Genomic DNA, 22,214 nt, shown 5'->3' with positions numbered 1-22,214 from the left:
GTCTACCCCAACAGCTCGCGGATGACCGCATTCAGCACGGCCCGCCCGTCTTTGGTGACTGACAGCCTGTTGCCTTGTTGCGTGATCATACCCATTTCCGAAAGACCATTGAGCTTTGCCTCGGGCAGAGATGCGCCAGAAAGTGCCTCATACCGGTCTATATCTAGCCCTTCTGAGATCCTCAAACACATCATAAGGTATTCGATGGCCTGATCTTCGGGCGACAGATTGGCACGCTGCTTTTCCCCTGACCCGTCTGCGACGGCGCTCAGCCAGGCATTTGGCGCCAGATAGGTTTCGGTCGCCAGCTTTTGATCATTCAATGTGATCCGACCATGCGCGCCGGGCCCAATTCCCAGGTAATCGCCATAGCGCCAGTAGATCAGGTTGTGTTGGGATTCCGATCCCGGACGGGCGTGGTTTGAGACTTCATAGGCCGGCAACCCATGCGCCTCACAGATCTCCTGCGTGGCGAGATACATATCCGCCGCACTGTCGTCTGCAGGCAGACCGCGCAGCTTGCCAACGGCGTAGCGATCGCCAAAGGCCGTGCCGTCCTCGATGGTGAGTTGATAGAGCGACAGGTGGTCCACCGCCATGGAAAGCGCTTCGGTCAGTTCCGCGCGCCAGGCGTCCAGCGTCTGATGCTGGCGGGCATAAATGAGGTCAAAGCTGACGCGGTCAAAACAAGTTCGGGCGATGTGAAAGGCTGCACGCGCCTCCGCCACGGTGTGAACACGGCCCAGCCTGCGCAGGTCTTCATCATTCAACGCTTGAATGCCCATTGAAATCCGGTTGACGCCCGCGTCACGATAGGCCGCGAACCGACCGGCTTCGACCGAACCGGGGTTGGCTTCGAGCGTGATCTCCATGTTGTTGGCGGGCCGCCACGCTGCACGGGCCATGTCGATCACTGCGGCGACTGTTTCGGGCGCCATCAGAGACGGCGTGCCGCCCCCGAAAAAGATCGTGTTCAGAACGCGGTCCGGAGTCTCGGCCGATACCCGTCGCAATTCCGTCAGATACGCGTCAAGCCATTGTTTTTGGTCAATAGTTTTTGAAACATGACTGTTGAAATCGCAATAGGGACACTTGGCCTCGCAAAAAGGCCAATGCACGTACAGGCCAAAGCCCCCGTTGCGCCAATCATCTTCCAAAACAGCCTTTCACGAACATTTCCACCGCGCGGCCGCGATGGCTGATCTTGTTCTTTTCCCAGCGATCCATCTCGGCATAGGTAATGTCGTGACCCTCAGGGACAAACATCGGGTCATAGCCAAAGCCGTCCTTGCCGCGGACCGGCCAAACCAGATGGCCGGGCGCGACCCCCTCGAACACTTCATCATGCCCGTCGGGCCAGGCCAGAACCAGAGTGCAGCGGAACTGTGCCCTGCGCGGGTGCGCAGCGTCTTTGGTCTCAAGCTCGTTATGCGCGCGGGTCATCGCAATCATGAAATCGCGACCGGTGGCGGTTTCCGCCCAATCAGCGGTGTAAACACCCGGTGCGCCGTCCAGCGCGTCGATGGTAATACCCGAATCGTCCGACAGGGCGGGCAAGCCGGTGGCTTTTGCGGCCGCATGCGCCTTAATCCGCGCATTGCCGGCAAACGTGTTTTCGGTTTCGTCCGGTTCCGGCAAGCTCATCTCGCGGGCACCCACGACAGTCACCCCAAAGGGTTCGAGAAGATGCGCCATCTCTTCAAGCTTGCCTTTGTTATGGGTGGCAACAAGCAATCTGTCGCCTTCGAACTTGCGGGTCATGCAGTTGCGGCCTTTTGTGCCGTGACCAATTCGCCGACGCCTTTCTCTGCCAGATCAATCAATTGATTCATCTGATCGCGGCTAAAGACGGACCCTTCGGCACTCATCTGCACTTCGATCAGTTTGCCGGAACCCGTTATGATAAAGTTTCCGTCCACGCCGGCCTCGCTGTCTTCGGGATAGTCCAGGTCCAGGACGGGCTGGCCCGCGTAAATGCCGCAGGACACCGCCGCAACCGGATCGATCAGCGGATCCGAGATCACATCTCCAGCCTTCATTAACTTGTTGACCGCCAGGCGCAAGGCGACCCACCCCCCTGTAATCGCGGCGCAACGTGTCCCGCCATCGGCCTGAATCACGTCGCAATCCACGGTGATCTGGCGTTCCCCCAATGCAACCCGGTCCACTCCGGCGCGCAGTGCACGACCGATAAGGCGTTGAATCTCAACGGTTCGACCGCCTTGTTTGCCCGAGGCAGCCTCGCGCCGCATCCGCGTATTGGTTGCGCGGGGCAGCATGCCGTACTCTGCGGTAACCCAGCCCAATCCAGACCCTTTGATGAATGGCGGCACGCGATCCTCAAGCGAGGCGGTGCACAGCACATGGGTATCGCCCACCTTGATCAGGCAGGAGCCTTCGGCATGTTTGGTGAACTCGGGTTCAATTGAAACCGGGCGCATTTCGCTTAAATCTCGTCCAGAGGGGCGCATGGGAAATCCTTTGTTTGCTGGCTTGGGGATACCGTCCCGTGGCGTTACGATGCAACCCCGATTGACCTTTCAGATGCCTGCTATTTAATGACGACCCAGCAAGGGATTGCCGATGAGCGAAGCAAGCAAGATTCTGGACGAGATGAACGAGCGGTCGCGCGAGGTGTTCCGTCTGATCGTCGAGAGTTATCTGGACAGCGGCGAACCGGTCGGCAGTCGGACCCTGACCCGCACGCTATCGGAAAAAGTCAGCGCCGCAACGGTGCGCAACGTGATGCAGGATCTGGAGTTTCTCGGCCTGTTGGACAGCCCGCATGTCAGCGCAGGCCGGGTTCCCACCCAGATGGGTCTGCGGATGTTCGTGGATGGATTGCTTGAGGTCGGTGATCTGGGTGCGGATGATCGCCAGAAACTGGAAGAAACACTAGGCTCTAACACTGGCGATATGGGCGGAATGCTGGACCGGGTCGGGTCGGCCTTGTCACACGTGACACATGGTGCCTCGCTGGTTCTCACCCCCAAGCAGGAATCTGAAATCAAGCATATCGAGTTCGTTTCCCTCGCGCATGACCGCGCGCTTGTGGTCCTGGTGTTTGCAGATGGGCACGTAGAAAACCGGCTGTTCACACCGCCGCCCGGTCAGACACCCAGTTCAATGCGCGAGGCCGCAAATTTCCTCAATGCTTTGATCGAGGGGCGCACGCTCAGCGAAGTGCGGCGTCAGATGCAGACACAGATCGCTGCGCGCAGACAGGAAATCGATGCGTTGGCGCGGGAAATGGTTGAACGCGGCATAGCGGCCTGGGATGGGGACGGGACCGACTCGGCCCGATTGATCGTCCGAGGACGGGCGAATCTGTTGGGCGAACCCGGTGAGGCTGAGGAACTGGACCGCATTCGCACCCTGTTTGATGATCTCGAACGCAAGCGCGACATCGCGGAATTCCTTGAATTGACCGAAGACGGCGAAGGTGTGCGCATTTTTATTGGCTCTGAGAACAAACTTTTCTCACTTTCGGGTTCCTCTTTGGTGGTGTCTCCATATATGAACGCTGATCGAAAGATAATCGGTGCGGTCGGGGTCATTGGGCCCACACGTTTGAATTACGGACGGATCGTGCCAATTGTGGATTATACGGCGCAACTGGTCGGCAGGCTGATATCCGACCGGAGCTAGAGGTTAGAAGATGGCAGAGCCCAAGAACGAAGATTTTCTGGACGATATCGCAACCGCCGAAGCAGAAGAGCTGGCGGATGAGTTTGCGGAAATCAGCGACGAAGCGCTGGAACTGGATGAGCTGCGTGCCGAGCGGGATGATTACAAAGACAAATTCATGCGCGCCTTGGCTGATGCCGAAAATGCCCGAAAACGCGGTGACAAGGCCCGCCGCGAGGCAGAACAATATGGCGGCTCAAAGCTCGCCCGGGATATGCTGCCGGTCTATGACAACATGAAACGCGCGCTGGAGGCCGCAACCGACGAGCAAAAAGAGGTTGCCGGGGCTTTGCTCGAAGGCGTCGAGCTGACCATGCGGGCCCTGAAAGACGTGTTTCAAAAACACGGAATCGAAGTGATCACACCCGAGGTTGGCGACCGGTTCGATCCCAATCTGCATGAAGCCATGTTCGAAGCGCCGGTTCCGGGAACCCGCGCTGGCGACATCATTCAGGTCTCGGCGGAAGGATTCATGTTACATGACCGCCTGCTGCGCCCGGCTCAGGTTGGCGTGTCGTCGACGCCTTCAAGCTGAACAGTTCAATAAATGAGCTTGCGGGGCGGTCAGGATCTGGCCGCCTCTTTCAGTTTGTAGATCAGGTCCAGCGCATCGCGTGGTGTCAGTTCATCGGGCAGGATTTCATCGAGCATATCCGATACCGGTGACGCTTTCGGTGCAGGGGGAGGCGGTGACGGTGCTGCAGAAAACAGCGGCAGATCGTCAATCAGAGCTTTTTGTTTGCCGCCCTCGCGCTCTGTTTTCTCCAATTGATCCAACACGATACGCGCCCGCTCGACAACTGAGGCTGGCAAGCCGGCCAACTGGGCGACCTGCACGCCATAGGACCGGTCTGCGGCACCCTTGTGGACTTCGTGCAGAAAGATCACCTCACCTTCCCATTCCTTGACGGCAACGGTGGCGTTGTCCACGCCCTCCAGTTTACCGGCCAGCGCGGTGAGCTCATGGTAATGGGTGGCGAACAGCGCGCGGCATTGATTGGTGGCGTGAAGGTGTTCCAGCGTGGCCCACGCGATGGACAGACCATCATAGGTGGCCGTGCCGCGACCGATTTCATCCAAAATGACAAGGGCACGATCATCGGCTTGGTTCAGAATCGCAGCGGTCTCGACCATTTCCACCATGAATGTCGATCGACCACGTGCGAGGTCATCAGATGCACCAACCCGGCTGAACAGCTGACTGACCATGCCGACATGTGCGTGTTCGGCCGGAACGTAACTGCCCATCTGAGCCAGCAACGCGATCAACGCGTTCTGGCGCAAGAAGGTTGACTTACCCGCCATGTTGGGACCGGTGAGCAACCATATCGCGGCACCATCCCGAGCGCTGAGATCGCAATCATTGGCAACGAAGGCATCGCCGCTTTGCTGCCGAAGCGCGTGTTCCACAACCGGGTGGCGACCCCCCTGAACATCGAATGCCCGCGATGAATCGACTTGCGGGCGGCACCAGTTTTCACCCCGCGCAAGATCGGCCAGAGCGGTGGTCAGATCTATTTCGGCCAGACCCCGGGCCGCCTGGTTCAGCCGCGCCGCGCCAGCGAGAATCTCGCCCGAAAGCCTTTGATAGAGCCGCTTTTCAATCTCCAGCGCCAGATTCCCGGCATTCAGAATGCGGGTTTCGATTTCGGAGAGTTCGACGGTCGTGAACCGGACCTGATTGGCGGTGGTCTGGCGGTGGATGTAGGTCTCAGAAAACGGCGGGTTGAGCATTTTCTCGGCATGGGTGGCCGTGGTCTCGATGAAATACCCCAGCACGTTGTTGTGCTTGATCTTGAGCGAGGTGATCCCGGTGTGTTCCGCATATTTCTTCTGAAACCCGGCGATGACCGAGCGGCCTTCATCGCGCAGGGTGCGGGCTTCGTCCAGTTCGGCGTCAAAGCCGGGCGCAATGAAACCGCCGTCACGCGCCGACAAGGGCGGTTCTGCCACCAGCGCGTCGTCCAACAGATCAAGCAGGTCTTCAAACCCAACGAGGTTCTGGACCGCTGTCGTCAGCAAAACCGGCAGATCCTTGCCCTTGCAGTTCTCGGCAATCGAGGCAGCTTGCGTGATCCCGTTGCGAATAGACGCCAGATCACGGGGTCCGCCGCGCTCCAGGGAAAGGCGGGAAAGCGCGCGATCCAGATCAGGTGTCTTGCGCAGGACCTCACGCAGGTCCGACGCGATCAGATTGTCGTCGACCGCAAAAGAAACCGCATCCAGACGGGCCTGAATGACATCCAGATTTCGGGACGGGCTGGACAGGCGCTGTTCCAACAGCCGGGCACCGCCAGGCGTGACAGTGCGGTCCACAACGGCCAGAAGCGACCCGGCCCGACCGCCGGACAGGGACCGGGTGAGTTCCAGATTGCGCCGTGTGGCAGCGTCAATCTGCACGACGCGGTCTTCGGATTCCTTGAGCGGTGTTTGCAGAAGGGGCAGTTTGCCCTTCTGCGTGATTTCCAGATAATCGATCAGTGCGCCCATGGCCGAGATTTCGGCACGGCCAAAGTTCCCGAACGCATCCAGTGCACCCACGTGAAACAGCCCGCAGATGCGTTTTTCGGCGGACGCGCTGTCAAAACTCGCGCGCCCGACCGGGGTCAGAGAAATGCCGAGGTCACGAACCGGTTCCTGCAGGTGCCCTTCGGATCCGTCAGCGACGATCAGTTCAGACGGGGCCAGACGTGCAAGCTCCGGACTCAGGCGGACCGAAGTCAGCGGCATCACATGAAACGCCCCGGTCGAGATGTCGGCCCAGGCCAGTGCCGCCTCATCCCGCACCTCGGAATATGCGGCCAGAAAGTTGTGGCGACGGGCCTCCAATAATGCATCCTCGGTCAGCGTTCCGGGCGTCACCAAACGCACGACATCACGCTTTACGACTGATTTAGAGCCTCTTTTCTTCGCTTCCGCCGGGCTTTCCATCTGCTCACACACGGCCACGCGAAACCCTTTGCGGATCAGCGTCAAAAGGTACCCTTCGGCGGAGTGCACCGGGACGCCGCACATCGGAATGTCGTCCCCATTGTGCTTGCCGCGCTTGGTCAGGGCGATGTCCAGCGCCTCTGCCGCGCTGACGGCGTCTTCAAAAAACATCTCGTAGAAGTCACCCATGCGGTAGAACAGCAGGGCATCGGCGTGGGCTTCCTTGATCTCGAGATATTGCGCCATCATCGGCGTGACTGTGGACAAGGCTGATCCCTTCTGGCGTATTCCGCTGGCGACCTTACAAATCCGCCCCGTGCAGTGAAAGGCGAAAAGTATTGTCGTTGAGGCGCGCACCTGCCTGCGCTATGAGGCGAAGGCCCATCAGTTGCAAAGAAACGACCCATCACATGCCCAAAACGAAGATCACCAAAGAAGAGGCGCTGGCCTTTCACCTGGACCCCACCCCCGGAAAGTGGGAGGTGCAGGCCACCGTTCCCATGACCACGCAACGTGATCTGTCGCTGGCCTACAGCCCCGGTGTTGCTGTTCCCTGCGAAGCCATCGCCGAAACGCCCGAGACGGCCTACGACTATACCAACAAAGGGAATTTGGTCGCCGTGATTTCGAACGGGACAGCCGTTCTGGGCCTTGGCAATCTGGGTGCGCTGGGTTCGAAACCGGTCATGGAAGGGAAATCGGTACTGTTCAAGCGGTTTGCCGACGTGAACTCGATTGATATCGAGCTGGACACCGAAGATCCGGATGAGTTTTGCCGCGCCGTGCGTCTGATGGGGCCAACCTTCGGCGGCATCAATCTTGAGGACATCAAGGCGCCCGAGTGTTTCATCATCGAACAGCGTCTGAAGGAAGAGATGGACATTCCCGTCTTCCACGACGACCAGCATGGCACGGCGGTGATCTGTGCCGCCGGTCTGATCAACGCGCTGCATATCTCGGGAAAGAAGATCGAGGATGTGAAGATCGTCCTGAACGGGGCCGGGGCGGCGGGTATTGCCTGCATCGAACTGCTCAAGTCGATGGGCGCGCGGCATGAGAACTGCATCGTCTGTGACACCAAAGGGGTCATCTATCAGGGCCGGACCGAGGGTATGAACCAGTGGAAATCGGCACACGCGATTTCGACCGAGTTGCGCACCCTGGAAGAGGCCATGAACGGCGCCGACGTATTCCTGGGTGTATCCGTAAAAGGTGCGGTGACACAGGATATGGTCGCCTCGATGGCGGACAATCCGGTAATCTTCGCCATGGCGAACCCGGATCCGGAAATCACTCCGGAAGAGGCCCACGAAGTTCGTGTTGACGCGATCGTTGCCACAGGACGCAGTGATTATCCCAATCAGGTCAACAACGTGTTGGGTTTCCCCTACCTGTTCCGGGGCGCGCTGGACATCCACGCGCGTGCCATCAATGACGAGATGAAAATCGCGTGCGCCCATGCCCTGGCGCGTCTGGCGCGCGAGGATGTGCCGGATGAGGTTGCGATGGCCTATGGCAAGTCCCTGACCTTTGGCCGGGACTATATCATCCCGACGCCTTTCGATCCGCGCCTGATCCACCGTATTCCGCCCGCTGTCGCGAAGGCCGGGATGGACACTGGCGCGGCGCGCCGTCCGATCATCGATATGGATGCGTATGAGCTGAGTCTGAAATCCCGCATGGACCCAACCGCCAGCATCCTGCGTGGTCTGAACGCCCGTGCCCGTGCCGCGCAGAGTCGAATGGTCTTTGCCGAGGGTGACGATCCCCGTGTGTTGCGGGCCGCCGTGATGTATCAGCGGTCCGGGTTTGGCAAAGCGCTGGTCGTGGGCCGTCCCGATGACGTGAAGGAAAAACTCGAGGCGGCCGGGCTGGGCGATGCCGTTCGTGAGCTGGACGTCGTGAACGCCGCCAACACCACGCATCTCGAGGCGTATAAGAGCTTCCTGTACCAGAGGCTGCAGCGCAAAGGCTTTGACCATAAGGATATTCACCGTCTGGCCGCGCGCGACCGGCATGTGTTCTCGTCCCTGATGCTGGCCCATGGCCATGCGGACGGGATGGTGACCGGCGCGACCCGCAAGTCGGCCCATGTTCTGGACCGGATCAATCACGTGTTTGATGCCGATGCCGCCCATGGGGCGGCTGGTGTGACCGCGGTGTTGCACAAGGGCCGGATCGTGTTGATCGGCGATACTTTGGTGCATGAATGGCCGGACGAAAGTGATCTTGCGAACATCGCCCAACGCGCCGCCGCCGTGGCGCGTCACATGGGTATTGAGCCGCGCGTCGCCTTTGTCAGTTTCTCGACATTCGGGTACCCGGTCTCGGAACGGGCTGAAAAGATGCACCGGGCGCCCGCTGTTCTGGACAATCGGGGCGTCGATTTCGAGTACGAGGGTGAGATGACCGTGGATGTGGCGCTGAATGTTGATCAGCAAGCGGCCTATCCCTTCTCGCGCCTGACCGGTCCGGCGAACATCCTGATCGTGCCGGCCCGCCACTCGGCCTCGATTTCAACAAAGCTGATGCAGGAAATGGGTGGCGCAACCGTGATCGGGCCGATCCTGTCGGGGATCGACAAGCAGATTCAGGTCTGCTCGACGGTGTCGACGGCAAACGACATCCTCAACATGGCCATTCTGGCCTCCTGCGATATCGGATAAGCCATGGCGATCTGGAACCTCGGCTCGATCAACGCGGACATGATCTACACTTTGCCGCATCTGCCCGGGCCGGGTGAGACGCTTGCCGCCCATGGGCTTGAGCGGTTTCTGGGTGGCAAGGGCGCAAATATGTCTGTGGCCGCGGCCCGAGCGGGCGCGCAGGTCCGTCACATCGGCGCCGTGGGATCGGATGGGCGCTGGGCGAAAGATCGGCTGACGGAATACGGGGTGGATACACGGCATATCGCCGAGGTGGATGTCCCGACGGGCCACGCGATTATTGGCGTCGACGCTCAGGGTGAAAACCTGATTATCCTTTTTCCCGGAGCCAACCATGCGCTGGACGTGCGGCAACTGGGCAAGGCCATGGCCTCGGCGAGCACCGGTGACCTGCTGGTGATGCAGAACGAAACCAACGCGCAGGTCGAGGCAGCCCGTTTGGGGCAAGATTTGGGTCTGACGGTTTGCTACGCTGCCGCGCCTTTTGAGGCGGATGCGGTTCAGGCCGTTCTGCCCTATCTGGACTTCCTGATCCTGAATGAGGTGGAGGCGGACCAGCTACGCCAGGAAACGGGTCTGGACGTCAGCGATCTGCCGGTGCGGCATGTGATTGTGACCCTTGGCTCGAAAGGCGCGCGCTATCTGCAGCAGGGCAGCGACCCGGTGGATTTTGCGGCGCACAAGGTTGAGGCCGTCGACACGACCGGGGCGGGGGACACCTTCACCGGATATGTTCTGGCAGGAATGGACCGTGGAATGCCAATGGAACAGGCTATCCTGCTGGCCAACCGTGCCGCGGCGCTGATGGTGATGCGCCACGGTACGGCAGATGTCATCCCCGACCTGAAAGAGGTGCGCGGCGCGCCGTTCGATTAAGACCCCGCAAAGGGCGCATCCGATCCCCAAAGCTGCTTGACCCGCGCATCCCGACCGCAGGCTTTGCGGTATGCTTTGTATGCGTTTTTCTGGCGCTTGGGGCCAAAACGCGTCAGCACCAGCTTGTCGCCCTTGTAATAGTCCTGGTGGTAGGCTTCGGCCGTATAGAAGGTCGATTGCTGCAGGATCGGCGTTACCACCGCTTGGCCCAATACAGCCTGTGCATTTGCCTTGGCGGCTTCTGCCTGGGCCTTTTCGCCTGTGTTAGAGACGAAAATGGCGGTGCGGTAGCTGTCTCCGCGATCGCAGAACTGCCCGCCGGCATCGGTCGGATCGACCGAGCGAAAGAACATGTTCAACAGCGTTTCACGGGACACGCGGGCCGGGTCAAAGGTGATTTGCACGGCCTCATAGTGACCCGTGCCGCCCTTGGTGACCTGGTCATAGGTTGGATTGGCAGTTTGCCCGCCGGTGTAGCCCGAAACCGCGCCGATCACACCAGGCACGGATTCGAAATCGGATTCGACGCACCAGAAACACCCGCCGGCAACGGTGAGTGTTTCGGTCCCGGCTGCCGGGGCCGGCAAAGCCCGAAGCAACGCGACAAGGGTAATCAACGCAAATAGCATGGTAGGTTTGATGCAATCTCTATAGGCAGTCCGGCACATGACAGATCTCCTTTCCGGATCAGGCTGCCTTGAGATGCGCGATCTGGCAATCCGCTGAAGCTGAATGTCACGCGGTGGTGAGGCGAGTTTATCGCCGGGTGCGGGCCTTCGCGTTGCGATGGCGTCGTTTGTTTTGATCCCGCCCGCTTGGCGCAATGCTTGCGCAAAACGCCCAAAAGACTTTTCATGAAAGGAAAGACGGGCAAACGGGGTGATGGCCAGATGGCACAGAAAGGAAAGACAACTCGTCTGACCGTGATCGTTACCCCCAGCTTCAACATGGCTGCAACAATGGGCTTAATCGATCCGTTTCGCGCGGCGAACTATCTGGATGGACGCCCTGTTTTCAACTGGGAATTCGTGTCTGAGGCTGGCGGTTACTGCCTGTCCAGCAATGGCACAGGCATTGAAACAACACCTTTGAATGCACGGGCCTCGGCAGCGGCTGACATTGTGATTGTTTCGGCCAGCTGGACGCCAGAACGGCATTTGACCGGCAATCTGGGCACCGCACTGCGTCACTGGGCCCGCCGCGGCGCCACCCTCGGATCGCTGGATACCGGCGCCTTTATCCTGGCGCGGGCCGGGTTGCTGACGGGGCGGCGCGCCACCGTGCATTACGAGCATATCGACGCCTTTCAAGAGCTCTATCCTGACGTTGAGGTGGTGGAGAACCTGTACGTTCTGGATGGCAACAGGGTGAGCTGTTGCGGCGGCTCTGCCTCGATTGATTTTGGGCTGCAAATCCTGCAGGGCATTCACGGCAGCGCTTTGGCCAATGCGGCGGCCAGATACATATTTCACGACCGGTTGCGCGGCCCGGCAGAAATGCAGCAGCCGGACGGCAATGAGCCGTTGGGTTCGACCGTGCCCGCCCAACTAAGGAAAGCGATACAGGTGATGGAGGCCAATCTCGAAGAACCTGTCCCGGTTCCGGAGATCAGCAGGCAGACCGGTGTTTCGCAACGGCAGCTGACCCGTCTTTTTGCGGCCTATATTGGCAAGGCACCCGTGCTTTACTATCGCGACATCCGGCTGGACCGGGCGCGTGGATTGGTCACTCAGACCGAATTGCCCATTGCCGAGGTCGCTCTGGCCTCGGGGTTTGCAAGCCATGTCCATTTCACCCGGTCCTACAAGGACAGGTTTGGATTGGCCCCGACGCAGGATCGGATCGAAGGGCGGGTTCCGTTTGAATTCCGGGCGTGGCCGATGCATCGCAAGCCAAAAAGCTGACCTCACGCCGTCCGAAAAAGTCAATTCTGCGGCGAATAACGTTAAGCCCTGCGCTGCGTTTCAACGGATCATATGCGCCACAATCCAGTCATCGGGGCCAGTGCGCCCGACCGAACTTAGCGGAGCCATACATGAGCCAGCTGCCATCCAGGGATCAGTTTGCGCGGATTTCAGACGGGTACAGCGCCGACCCGTTCAACACCAGTTCACTGAAGGCCGAGGCCTATGTCGATCCGGCGTGGTATCAGGTCGATCTGGATGAGATCCTTGCAAAATCCTGGCAATGGGTGTGCCACGTTGAAAAACTGCGCGCGCCGGGCTCTTACGTGACGGTTGAGATTGCAGGTCGACCCGTTGCGGTGGTGCGGGATCGCGACGGTGTTTTGCGCGCGTTTTACAACGTGTGCAAACATCGGGCGCACCACTTGTTGTCGGGTGAAGGTGAAACCACGCGCATCATGTGCCCCTATCATGCCTGGGTCTACAGGCTGGACGGCCAGCTGGTCCGCGCGCCTGAAACGGAAAATCTGACAGGTTTCAGCACTAAGGACATTTGTCTGGATCAGGTCAGCGTAGAAGAGTTCACAGGCTTCATCTATGTCAACCTCGACCCAAAGGCGCGTCCGCTGCACGAGGTCTCTGGCGACCTTGAGACCGAAATCCGCCACTGGGCCCCGGATATCGAAACCCTGACATTCGGGCATCGCCTGACCTATGATATCAGGTCGAACTGGAAAAACGTCGTCGACAACTTCCTTGAATGCTATCACTGTCCGACCGCGCACAAGGATTTCTGCGATCTGGTCGATATGGACACCTACAAGGTCACGACCCACGGTATCTATTCCAGCCACATGGCCGAGGCGGGCAAAGGTGCAAACACAGCCTATGACGTGTCGAACGCGACAGTTCGGACCCATGCGGTCTGGTGGCTGTGGCCCACGACCTGCCTGATGCGGTATCCGGGGCGATCCTCGATGATCGTGCTGAACGTCATTCCGGTTGGTCCGGATCGGACGCTGGAAACCTATGACTTCTTTCTTGAAACTCCGGAACCGGATGACGCAGAGCTGGAGGCCATCCGATATCTGGACGAGGTATTGCAAAAAGAAGACATCAACATCGTCGAGAGCGTTCAGCGCGGCATGAGCACGCCCGCATTCACCCAGGGCCGCATCGTGCACGACCCGAACGGGTCGGGTAAATCCGAACATGCCGTCCATCATTTTCACGGGCTGGTGCTGGACGCCTATGCAAAGGCCGCCCCGTGAGACGGCCCAACATCGTTGTGGTCATGGCCGATCAATTGGCACCGCACTTCTGTGGCGCTTATGGCCATCCGACGGTGAAGACCCCGAACTTGGACGCGCTGGCCGCGCGCGGGATGCGGTTCGACGCGGCGTATTGCAACTCGCCGCTTTGCGCACCGTCGCGTTTTGCATTTATGTCCGGGCAGCTGATCAGCCGGATCGCAGCCTATGACAATGCCAGCGAATTCCGCGCCTCAGTCCCCACATTTGCGCATTACCTGCGGGCCCTGGGTTACCGCACCTGTTTGTCCGGCAAGATGCATTTCATCGGCCCGGACCAAAAACACGGGTTTCAGGACCGGGTGACCACCGACATCTACCCGTCCGATTTCGCCTGGACCCCGGATTGGGAGGCCCCGGACGAGCGGATCGACAAGTGGTATCACAACATGGCGACGGTCAAGGAAAGCGGCCAGGCGGTCGCCACCTTTCAGACCGACTATGACGACGAGGTTGAGTTCGCCGCCCGCCGCTGGCTGATTGACCGGGCGCGCGACCGTGCCGCCGGAGACGACGCACCGTTCTGCCTCGTGGCCAGTTTCATCCACCCGCACGATCCATATGTGGCCAAGCCTGAATGGTGGAACCTCTATTCCGACGCGGATGTTCCGATGCCGGACTTCACTTTGACGCCCGAGGAACAGGACCCCTTTTCGCGCCGGGTCATGGACGGGATTGAGGCGAGCCATGTGCCCCTGACCGAAGATGAGGTGCGCCGCGCCCGCCGCGCCTATCTGGCCAATGTCAGCTATTTCGACAGCAAGGTCGGCGCAGTGGTTCAGGCATTGGAGGATACTGGCGCGCTGGAGGATACGATCGTGATCGTCACCGCCGACCACGGCGACATGCTGGGTGAACGCGGCCTGTGGTACAAGATGAACTTCTTCGAACACTCCGCTCGGGTGCCCCTGATCATGGCCGGTCAGGGGATCACGTACGGCACGGCATCCAACGCCTGCTCTCTGGTGGATCTGCTGCCCACTTTCGTTGAAATCGCTGGCGGCACAGAGGACATGTTCGGGGAACCGGTGGACGGGCGGTCCTTGATGCCGTTGGCGCGTGGCGAGGACGATCCGATTGACGAAACAATCGGGGAATACTGCGCCGAGATGACGCCCTATCCGGTGTTCATGATCCGGCGCGGGCCGTTGAAATACATTCACTGCGATCCGGACCCGCCGCTGCTGTTCGATCTGTCGCGGGACCCGCTGGAGAAGGTCAATCTTGCCGACGATCCCGCTTATGCAGATCATGCAGCACAGTTTGCCGCCGAAGTTGCGCGGCGCTGGGACAGTGAGAAGCTTCGCGCAGACGTGATCGCGACCCAAAAAACCCGACGCGCCTTGCATGCAGCGATGGAGGCCGGCGCCGGCGACGCCTGGGACTATGATCCTCCGCGCGATGCGTCACAGGAATATGTGCGCAATCATCTGGATTGGACTGCGGCGGCGACCCGATATCGGTTTCCACCGGTTGGGGAGGAGGCAAAATGATGCTCAACGGCAAAACCGCTTTGGTCACCGGCGGCCGTGGGGGGATCGGTCGGGCCATTGTCGCGCGCTTTCTGCGCGAAGGCGCCCGGGTTTACGCCGCCGATCTCACACCACAGGGGTCTTTGACCGCGCATGATGATGACGGCAGTATCTTTGTCAAACTGGATGTCACACAGGAGAGGGATGCCGTTGCCGCGCTGGGCAAGGTTGGTGCAGAGGCGGGCAAACTGGACATTCTGGTAAACGCTGCAGGGATCGAGATCGAAAAGACCATCGAAGAAACGACGCTGGACGAATGGAACCAGTCGTTTGCGGTCAATGTCACCGGAACGTTTCTGACGTCAAAACACGCATTGCCCCTGATGCGTGCCGCATCCGCTTCGGGAACCTCGGCCTCGATCATCAACTTTGGCAGCTATGACGGGTTCATCGCCGATCCCGGCCTCGCCGTTTATTGTGCAACCAAGGGGGCTGTGCACGCGTTGACCAGGGCGATGGCCTGCGATCATGGTCCCGAAGGTATCCGCGTCAATGCGATCTGTCCCGGATATGTCGACACCCCCATGCTGCGGAGCTTTTTCACCGGCGATGGTTCGGGCGGCGGGGGACAGACCATTGATCAGCTGCAACAGGCCGTGCGCGACGTGCACCCGATGCGCACCTACGGCACGCCGGAAGACGTTGCCAATCTGGTCAACTGGCTGGCCTCGGACGAGGCGCGCTATGCCAGCGGTCAGCTTTGGGTTCTGGACGGAGGGCTGAGCGCGCAGGTTCAGCAGATGAAACTATGAAAAAACCGGTGATCGTCACCCGTGCGCCCACAGTTGGTAGAAATGACTGGTTGTTGCTGGTCGCCGGTCGCGACCGGACATCGCTGACCACCTCGTGCCGAGCGCACCGGCCATCTGAATGCAATTGCAGCTTTGATCTGCAGGCCCATGCATCGGAATTTCGCACGTTTGTGCGACATGTGATGATGGCGCACTGATGCGGCTGGCGGGAAAACGGGCGCTGGTTACAGGCGGGCGGCAAGGGATCGGACGCGGAATTGTCCAAGCGTTTATGCGCGAAGGCGCCGCGGTCACGACATGTGGTCGCGGAGGCAGGCCTGAAGGGTTGGCTGAAGACATCACCTGGTACACGCTGGATGTCACGGACGCCGCCGCAGTCCAAGAGTTGGCGGCATCGACAGACGGCCTGGATATCCTGGTCAACAACGCCGGGGTTCAGGTTGAAAAGACCATAACCGACAGCACGGAAGACGACTGGGACGCGGTGATCGGCACCAATTGCCGGGGCGTGTTCAACCTTTGCCGGGCCTATATCCCCCGGATGCCCAAGGGAGGGTCGATCATCAACATCGGCTCTGTTTCCGGGAACGTCGCGGACCCTTCAATGGCGCTCTACAATGCATCCAAGGCTTTTGTGCACGGGTTGACCCGCTCGATTGCGGTCGATCACGGACCCGGGATCAGATGCAACGCCATATGTCCGGGATGGGTCGAGACCGGCATGCTGGACGCGGGTTTTGATTTGGCAACCGATCCGCAAGCCGCACGCCAGGACGCTTTGGCCCGCCATGCCACACGCCGGTTCGGTCGGCCGGAAGACATTGCAAGCCTGGCGGTCTGGCTCGCTTCGGACGAAGCCGGGTTCGCGACCGGCCAAATGTTCACATTGGATGGCGGCATGACAGCGGCCTCGCCTCTCAATCCGGGGCTGTTTTGATGGACATTCGACACACAGCCTGCCTGGGCGGTGGCGTGATCGGTGCCAGTTGGGCGGCATTGTTTCTGGCCTCGGGTCGGTCTGTGGCCCTGTTTGATCCCGATCCTGGCGTAAAGGATCGGGTTCTGGCATATATTGCTGAGGCCTGGCCGGTGATGGAGGCACTGGGACTGACTGAAAACGGCAACCCGGATGCAATCCACTTCCACTCCAGCGCGGCCAGCGCGGTCGAGGACGCGGGATTCGTGCAGGAAAACGTGCCCGAGCGGCTGCAGATCAAACACATGATTTTTGCCGAGATCGAACCGGTCCTGTCACCGAATACCATCGTTGCCAGTTCGGCCTCGGGCCTGACTCTGGGACAGATGCAACCCGGCTGGTCCAACCCGGCGCGGTTTGTTTTGGGCCATCCGTTCAACCCGCCGCATCTGATCCCGTTGGTTGAGGTGATGGGCAATGCCAAAACCGCAGACGGTGTCGTCGACGTGGCGCAGCGGTTCTATGAAAGCCTCGGCAAGACCACGATTCGCGTGAACAAGGAGGTACCCGGTCATGTTGCCAACCGACTGCAGGCTGCGCTGTGGCGCGAGGCAATCCATCTTGTGGTTTCGGGTGTTGCGTCTGTCGAGGATGTGGACAAAGCCGTCTGGGCCGGACCGGGCGTCCGATGGGCGGCAATGGGCCCGACCATGCTGTTCAATCTCGGGGCGGGTGAAGGCGGATTGAAAGCCTTCTGCGACCATTTTGCGGAGACGTTCAACGGGTGGTGGGACGATCTGGGCAAGGTCTCTCTGACGAAAGAGATCGCAGAACAGCTTGCGGATGGCGTTGCAGATGAGGCCCGAGGCAAAACCCTGGCAGACCTGTCACAGCAGCGAGATGCGCTGATCCTCGCCATGCAGAAATCCATTTCGGATTTGCGCTGACGTCAGCCCAGAAGCTGCCCCAGCTTCATCGCGACACCCATATTGCCGGAGATCTTGAGCTTGCCCAGCGCCACGCCCGTCATCGGGTTCAGCTTGCCGGTCAGCAGCTTGGTCAGGTTTTCCTGCGAAATGCGGATCGTGCAGTCCGTTTCCTGATCCTGCGTCGAGGCCTGATTGTCGGCCAGAACAATCACGCCCTCAGCCCCGCAATCGAATTTCAGGGACCCGTCAAAGCTCTTGCCAGTCAGTCCCTTTTGTATCCCGTCGGCGATGTCCTGAAGCATCTGTTGTCCCTTCGCAGTTTTTGAATGCGTAAAGCGTGGGGAGACAGGTGATCAAGGATGACCCTGCTGGAACTTGTGATCAGGATGCCTGTAGTATCTGTACGGTCCGTTCACAGGGCTGACCTCCGTAAAACGCGTCCAGCACGTCCTGACACTCGGGTGGGGCATCCGATACAGACGAAAACAAGGTCATGGAAGAGCGCAGTTTTTTGGCGTCGATTCCACCAAGGATATCACTGGCGTCGCGCCCCTTGTGCAAAAGCATCAGTCGGGCGGTTTCCGTCAGGCGACGGCGCAGTTCGGGGTGATCCAGATAGGCTGCCGCTTCGTCCAACCCTTCAATTCCATAAAGCTGCGCCATGTGGGACCGGCCAAGCTCTGCCAGTTGCGGAAACACAAACCACATCCAGTGGCTTGTCTTTTGTCCCTGACGCAACTCTTGCAGGACATCGGTCCAGACCGTGTCCTGCGCCTCGATGAACATGTCGAGCTCGTTGTCGGTATCGTCGTCGTCGATCACTTGGCCAGACGCTTGTCGCGTGCCGCCAGCAGTTTCAGGCGCAGGGCGTTCAACTGGATGAATCCTGCCGCGTCCTTCTGGTCATAAGCACCTGCATCTTCTTCAAAGGTCACATGCGCCTCGGAATACAGCGAATGATCCGACCAGCGACCGACCGTCGAAGCCAGACCTTTGTACAGTTTCACGCGAACGGTGCCGGTGACGTGCTCTTGCGATTTGTCGATCGCGGCCTGCAGCATCTCACGCTCGGGCGAGTACCAGAACCCGTTATAGATCAGCTCGGCATATTGCGGCATCAGTTGGTCCTTCAGATGCATCGCGCCACGGTCCATGGTGATGGATTCGATGCCACGATGCGCTTCCAGCAGGATGGTGCCTCCGGGCGTTTCATAGATGCCGCGTGATTTCATCCCGACGAACCGGCCTTCGACCAGATCGAGACGGCCAATGCCGTGCTTGCCGCCATATTCGTTCAGCTTGGTTAGGATCGTGGCGGGGCTCATAGCCTCGCCATTGATGCTGACCGCGTCGCCTTTTTCAAAGCCGATCTCGATGAATTCCGGAGTGTTCGGCGCGTCCTCGGGGTGGACGGTACGCTGATAGACATAATCGGGCGCCATATCGGCGGGGTCTTCCAGAACTTTGCCTTCGGACGAGGTGTGCAGCAGGTTTGCGTCAACCGAGAAAGGCGCCTCACCACGTTTGTCCTTGGCAATCGGGATCTGGTTCGCCTCGGCAAATTCCAGTAGCTTGGTGCGGCTGGTCAGGTCCCACTCCCGCCACGGGGCGATCACCTTGATGTCGGGGTTCAGCGCGTAGGCGGCCAGTTCGAACCGCACCTGATCGTTGCCCTTGCCGGTTGCGCCATGGGCCACGGCATCGGCCCCGGTGGCTTCGGCAATCTCGACCAGACGCTTCGAGATCAGCGGCCGTGCGATCGAGGTGCCCAGCAGGTACAGCCCCTCATACTGCGCATTGGCGCGGAACATCGGGAAGACGAAGTCGCGGACGAACTCCTCGCGGATATCCTCGATATAGATGTTTTCGGGCTTGATCCCCAGCAGCTCGGCCTTCTTGCGCGCCGGCTCCAGCTCCTCACCCTGACCCAGATCGGCGGTGAAGGTCACGACCTCACAGCCATACTCGGTCTGCAGCCATTTCAGGATGATCGAGGTATCGAGGCCACCGGAATAGGCCAGAACAACTTTCTTGGGCGCGGACATCTGACTTCCCTTTATGCGTAGAACGACTGGCCCCTAGCGGGTTTTGTGAGCAGGGGCAAGTTCATGTGGATTGACGCAACGCGTGAATTAGGGTGAAACGCATAGAAAGATAGCAAGGAACGAAAGAAGGGGCAGTTTGACATGCTGGGTTGGCAGATTTTCATGCACTCAGTTCGGATGGTGTTTGGTAACCTCAAGCAGGTCCTTCAAATCACGGTCGGACCTGCGCTGGTTGCCACGATTATCATCGTTGGGCTGTTCATGGCGCTGGGCATTCCGCTTGACGCTTTCGAAGGGTCCACTGGAGAATTGCCACCGGGTGTGACAACGGCGTCAGTTTTTGTATTTGTCTTGGGTTTGATTGTGGTGATGTTCATCACTATGGCGTGGATCGCAGTCTCCTGGCATCGGTTTATTTTGCTCGAAGAGTACCCTACCGGAATTTTTCCAACGTTCCGGTTCGACAGGATCATGGGCTATTTCGGGCGTTTCATGCTGCTGGGCGTCTTGATGATGATCGCCTATGTCCCGATGGGACTCGTTTTTGCCGGTCTGGGCGAAGGTCTTGCGGGCGTCTCGGTAATTCTGCTGATCGCCTATACCGCCTTTCTGGTTGTCTGCTTTTATCGGTTGTCGATAATTCTGCCTGCCGTCGCAGTTGGGCACCCGATCTCGCTGGGCGATGCGTGGACCAATACTGTCGGTGTGTCCGGTGCGATCCTTGTGCTGCTGCTTGTTGCCTTCCTGTTTCAGGTTCTTGTGCAGTTGGTCTTTACCGCAGTTGCCATCATTCCGGTCTTGGGGGTTTTGCTGGCGGTGTTTTTTGGAACGCTCATCCTTCCGATGATCAATGTCAGCATTTTCACCACGATGTACGGTGTGTTTGTCGAAAAGCGCGAACTGACCTGATCCGCGTACACATATGTATTCCTTGCCCTTTCGGCAGTGATGCGGCAGTGACACCGACATGAGTGATTTCATGACTTGTGCCCGTGCCGCCGAACAGGCGATGCGCACCGTGTTTCCGGCGACACCTCTGCAGCGGAATGCGCATCTGTCCGAGCGCTATGGCGCGGATATCTGGCTCAAGCGCGAAGACCTCAGCCCGGTGCGATCCTACAAAATCCGCGGCGCGTTCAATGCCATGCGGAAACAGCAAGGGCAGGATCTGTTCGTTTGCGCCAGCGCGGGCAATCACGCGCAGGGCGTGGCCTATATGTGCAAGCATCTGGGTGTGAAGGGCGTGATCTTCATGCCGGTGACAACGCCGCAGCAAAAGATCCAGAAAACCCGCATTTTCGGCGGTGACAATATCGAGGTTCATCTGACCGGCGACTATTTCGATGACACGCTGGCCGCCGCCCAAAGCTGGTGCGCCGAGCGGGGCGGGCACTTTCTGTCTCCGTTTGACGATGCGGATGTGATCGAAGGTCAGGCCTCTCTGGCAGTTGAGATCGAGGCGCAACTCGGCCGCGTGCCCGATCACGTTGTCCTGCCCGTTGGCGGCGGCGGCATGTCCTCGGGTGTGGCCACATGGTTTGGTGACCGCACACATTGCCTGTTTGTCGAGCCCAAGGGCGGCGCCTGCCTTCATGCCGCGCTGGCGGCGGGGCATCCGGTGGCACTGGACTCGGTCGACAACTTTGTCGATGGCGCGGCGGTGGGCCGGATCGGAGACCGGCCCTTCGCGTTGCTCAAGGACCGTCACCTGTCGGATGTCCTGGTTTTGTCCGAGGATCGCATCTGCACAACGATGATCGAGATGCTGAATGTCGAGGGCATCGTTCTGGAGCCCGCAGGGGCGCTGGCGATTGAGGCCGTCGCTGACATTCAGAGCTTTATTCGCGGCAAGACCGTGGTCTGTGTGACCTCGGGGGGAAATTTCGACTTTGAACGCCTGCCCGAGGTCAAGGAACGTGCACAGCGCTACTCTGGCGTTAAGAAATACTTTATCCTGCGCCTGCCGCAGCGCCCCGGTGCCCTCAAAGAGTTCCTGAACATTCTGGGGCCCGAGGATGATATCGCCCGGTTCGAATACATGAAGAAATCAGCGCGCAATTTCGGTTCGGTTCTGATCGGAATCGAGACCCGGAAACCCGAAAATTTCATGCGTCTGTTTGCGCATCTGGATGACGCCGGGTTCACCTATACAGATATCACCGAAGATGAAACGCTTGCGCAGTTTGTGATCTGACTCAGGTCAGGTTCTGCGCAAGCTCTGCCTCGAAAACCGCTTTTGACGCGTCGAACGCCGCCAGCAGCGCCGGCAAATCCACGTCCATTCCATGCCCTGCGGCAGCGCGGCGCTCACCGTCCTGACAGAGTTTGGAAAACTGGTCGAATCCCAGGCTTAGCGCGCTGCCTTTGAGAAAATGCAGGTTCTGTTCCAGCTCTTTTCGAGCGGTGTCCGAATGCAGGCGTGCGATGGCCTCCTGCACTTCTTCGAGAAAAATCTCGACGACCTCGTCGAATTCACCCGCGCCGACCTCATCCCGCACTTGCCTGACTCGGGGCCAGTGGATCATTCGCATCCTCCTGCTTCGGACCGCGTGTACCTTTTGGTACCGCGTTTCCTGTAAACAGGCGGTTAACCCGAAAAGGGATGGCGCGGGCCTTACGGCTTCACCGGATGTTAAATCCAACGGCGCTAGGGTTGGTCCGTGCGG

At 59.4% G+C, this 22,214-nt stretch carries 20 protein-coding genes and 1 pseudogene; 12 read left to right on the top strand and 9 right to left on the bottom strand.

Annotation, left to right across the window (positions count from 1 at the left end; all coding sequences use genetic code 11):
- Positions 1-2: 2 nt before the first annotated feature.
- From hemW to rph, 3 genes are read right to left on the bottom strand one after another with little or no spacing between them, the layout of a single operon-like run.
- Complete coding sequence (gene hemW / locus ACR3E0_RS01600; RefSeq protein ID WP_480475532.1) at positions 3-1,157, bottom strand: radical SAM family heme chaperone HemW; 1,155 nt, start codon at positions 1,155-1,157, stop codon at positions 3-5.
- A complete protein-coding gene (gene rdgB, locus ACR3E0_RS01595) occupies positions 1,147-1,761 on the bottom strand; it encodes an RdgB/HAM1 family non-canonical purine NTP pyrophosphatase (protein WP_480475530.1) in 615 nt (204 codons plus the stop codon). Before rdgB ends, hemW begins: the two co-directional genes overlap by 11 nt.
- Complete coding sequence (rph, locus tag ACR3E0_RS01590) at positions 1,758-2,471, bottom strand: ribonuclease PH (protein ID WP_480475528.1); 714 nt, start codon at positions 2,469-2,471, stop codon at positions 1,758-1,760. Before rph ends, rdgB begins: the two co-directional genes overlap by 4 nt.
- Before the next feature lie 112 nt (positions 2,472-2,583).
- Here rph and hrcA point away from each other — a divergent pair, with 112 nt between their 5' ends.
- Together hrcA and ACR3E0_RS01580 are read left to right on the top strand one after the other, a co-directional pair.
- Positions 2,584-3,648, top strand: coding sequence for a heat-inducible transcriptional repressor HrcA (hrcA, locus tag ACR3E0_RS01585; protein WP_480475526.1), 1,065 nt, complete (start codon positions 2,584-2,586; stop codon positions 3,646-3,648).
- 10 nt (positions 3,649-3,658) lie between these two features.
- Positions 3,659-4,222, top strand: a complete 564-nt coding sequence (locus tag ACR3E0_RS01580; RefSeq protein ID WP_480475524.1) for a nucleotide exchange factor GrpE — start codon at positions 3,659-3,661, stop codon at positions 4,220-4,222.
- Between the two features lie 29 nt (positions 4,223-4,251).
- Here ACR3E0_RS01580 and mutS read toward each other — a convergent pair whose 3' ends face one another.
- Positions 4,252-6,867, bottom strand: a complete 2,616-nt coding sequence (mutS, locus tag ACR3E0_RS01575) for a DNA mismatch repair protein MutS (RefSeq protein ID WP_480480914.1) — start codon at positions 6,865-6,867, stop codon at positions 4,252-4,254.
- A 161-nt stretch (positions 6,868-7,028) separates the two neighbouring features.
- On the opposite strand from mutS, the gene ACR3E0_RS01570 reads away from it, so the two are divergent.
- Both ACR3E0_RS01570 and ACR3E0_RS01565 read left to right on the top strand, forming a co-directional pair.
- Positions 7,029-9,284 carry an NADP-dependent malic enzyme gene (locus ACR3E0_RS01570; protein ID WP_480475522.1) on the top strand — a complete coding sequence of 752 codons (2,256 nt, stop codon included), beginning with the start codon at positions 7,029-7,031 and terminating at the stop codon, positions 9,282-9,284.
- A 3-nt stretch (positions 9,285-9,287) separates the two neighbouring features.
- A complete protein-coding gene (locus ACR3E0_RS01565; protein WP_480475520.1) occupies positions 9,288-10,160 on the top strand; it encodes a ribokinase in 873 nt (290 codons plus the stop codon).
- On the opposite strand, the gene msrA is transcribed toward ACR3E0_RS01565, so the two are convergent.
- Positions 10,157-10,828 (bottom strand): peptide-methionine (S)-S-oxide reductase MsrA, encoded by a 672-nt coding sequence (gene msrA, locus ACR3E0_RS01560; protein ID WP_480475518.1) that lies wholly within the window; start codon positions 10,826-10,828, stop codon positions 10,157-10,159. The genes ACR3E0_RS01565 and msrA overlap by 4 nt on opposite strands.
- Positions 10,829-11,014: 186 nt before the next feature.
- Between msrA and ACR3E0_RS01555 the strand changes: the two genes are divergently transcribed.
- The 6 genes from ACR3E0_RS01555 to ACR3E0_RS01530 all read left to right on the top strand — a co-directional run bounded on the left by ACR3E0_RS01555 (position 11,015) and on the right by ACR3E0_RS01530 (position 17,521).
- Positions 11,015-12,064, top strand: coding sequence for a GlxA family transcriptional regulator (locus ACR3E0_RS01555; protein ID WP_480475516.1), 1,050 nt, complete (start codon positions 11,015-11,017; stop codon positions 12,062-12,064).
- A 131-nt stretch (positions 12,065-12,195) separates the two neighbouring features.
- On the top strand, positions 12,196-13,335 hold the full coding sequence (locus tag ACR3E0_RS01550; RefSeq protein WP_480475514.1) for an aromatic ring-hydroxylating oxygenase subunit alpha: 1,140 nt from the start codon (positions 12,196-12,198) through the stop codon (positions 13,333-13,335).
- Positions 13,332-14,867 carry a choline-sulfatase gene (gene betC, locus ACR3E0_RS01545; RefSeq protein WP_480475512.1) on the top strand — a complete coding sequence of 512 codons (1,536 nt, stop codon included), beginning with the start codon at positions 13,332-13,334 and terminating at the stop codon, positions 14,865-14,867. The genes ACR3E0_RS01550 and betC overlap by 4 nt, the downstream gene beginning before the upstream one ends.
- A complete protein-coding gene (locus ACR3E0_RS01540) occupies positions 14,867-15,658 on the top strand; it encodes an SDR family NAD(P)-dependent oxidoreductase (RefSeq protein ID WP_480475510.1) in 792 nt (263 codons plus the stop codon). Before betC ends, ACR3E0_RS01540 begins: the two co-directional genes overlap by 1 nt.
- A gap of 196 nt (positions 15,659-15,854) precedes the next feature.
- A complete protein-coding gene (locus ACR3E0_RS01535; RefSeq protein ID WP_480475508.1) occupies positions 15,855-16,595 on the top strand; it encodes an SDR family NAD(P)-dependent oxidoreductase in 741 nt (246 codons plus the stop codon).
- The gene (locus ACR3E0_RS01530) at positions 16,595-17,521 is read left to right on the top strand and encodes a 3-hydroxyacyl-CoA dehydrogenase NAD-binding domain-containing protein (RefSeq protein WP_480475506.1); all 927 of its coding nucleotides are present in this window, start codon (positions 16,595-16,597) and stop codon (positions 17,519-17,521) included. The genes ACR3E0_RS01535 and ACR3E0_RS01530 overlap by 1 nt, the downstream gene beginning before the upstream one ends.
- 2 nt (positions 17,522-17,523) lie before the next feature.
- Here the strand turns inward: ACR3E0_RS01530 and ACR3E0_RS01525 are convergent.
- The 3 genes and pseudogenes from ACR3E0_RS01525 to ACR3E0_RS01515 all read right to left on the bottom strand — a co-directional run.
- A pseudogene (locus tag ACR3E0_RS01525) lies at positions 17,524-17,808 on the bottom strand (SCP2 sterol-binding domain-containing protein); the annotation flags it as partial.
- A 76-nt stretch (positions 17,809-17,884) separates the two neighbouring features.
- Positions 17,885-18,289, bottom strand: a complete 405-nt coding sequence (locus ACR3E0_RS01520; RefSeq protein WP_480480912.1) for a DUF1810 domain-containing protein — start codon at positions 18,287-18,289, stop codon at positions 17,885-17,887.
- Between the two features lie 32 nt (positions 18,290-18,321).
- Positions 18,322-19,548: an argininosuccinate synthase gene (locus tag ACR3E0_RS01515; protein ID WP_480475504.1), complete on the bottom strand. Its 1,227-nt coding sequence runs from the start codon at positions 19,546-19,548 to the stop codon at positions 18,322-18,324.
- A gap of 162 nt (positions 19,549-19,710) precedes the next feature.
- Between ACR3E0_RS01515 and ACR3E0_RS01510 the strand changes: the two genes are divergently transcribed.
- Positions 19,711-20,457, top strand: a complete 747-nt coding sequence (locus ACR3E0_RS01510; RefSeq protein WP_480475502.1) for a hypothetical protein — start codon at positions 19,711-19,713, stop codon at positions 20,455-20,457.
- A 58-nt stretch (positions 20,458-20,515) separates the two neighbouring features.
- The gene (ilvA, locus tag ACR3E0_RS01505) at positions 20,516-21,742 is read left to right on the top strand and encodes a threonine ammonia-lyase IlvA (protein WP_480475500.1); all 1,227 of its coding nucleotides are present in this window, start codon (positions 20,516-20,518) and stop codon (positions 21,740-21,742) included.
- Position 21,743: 1 nt separating this feature from the next.
- Here the strand turns inward: ilvA and ACR3E0_RS01500 are convergent, their stop codons facing one another.
- Complete coding sequence (locus ACR3E0_RS01500) at positions 21,744-22,073, bottom strand: Hpt domain-containing protein (protein WP_480475498.1); 330 nt, start codon at positions 22,071-22,073, stop codon at positions 21,744-21,746.
- Positions 22,074-22,214 lie beyond the last annotated feature (141 nt).

The sequence above is a fragment of the Ruegeria sp. AJ12 genome, from assembly GCF_056536245.1.
Note: the sequence above shows the minus strand (reverse complement) of the source record. Positions and strands in the feature narration are given on the sequence as shown.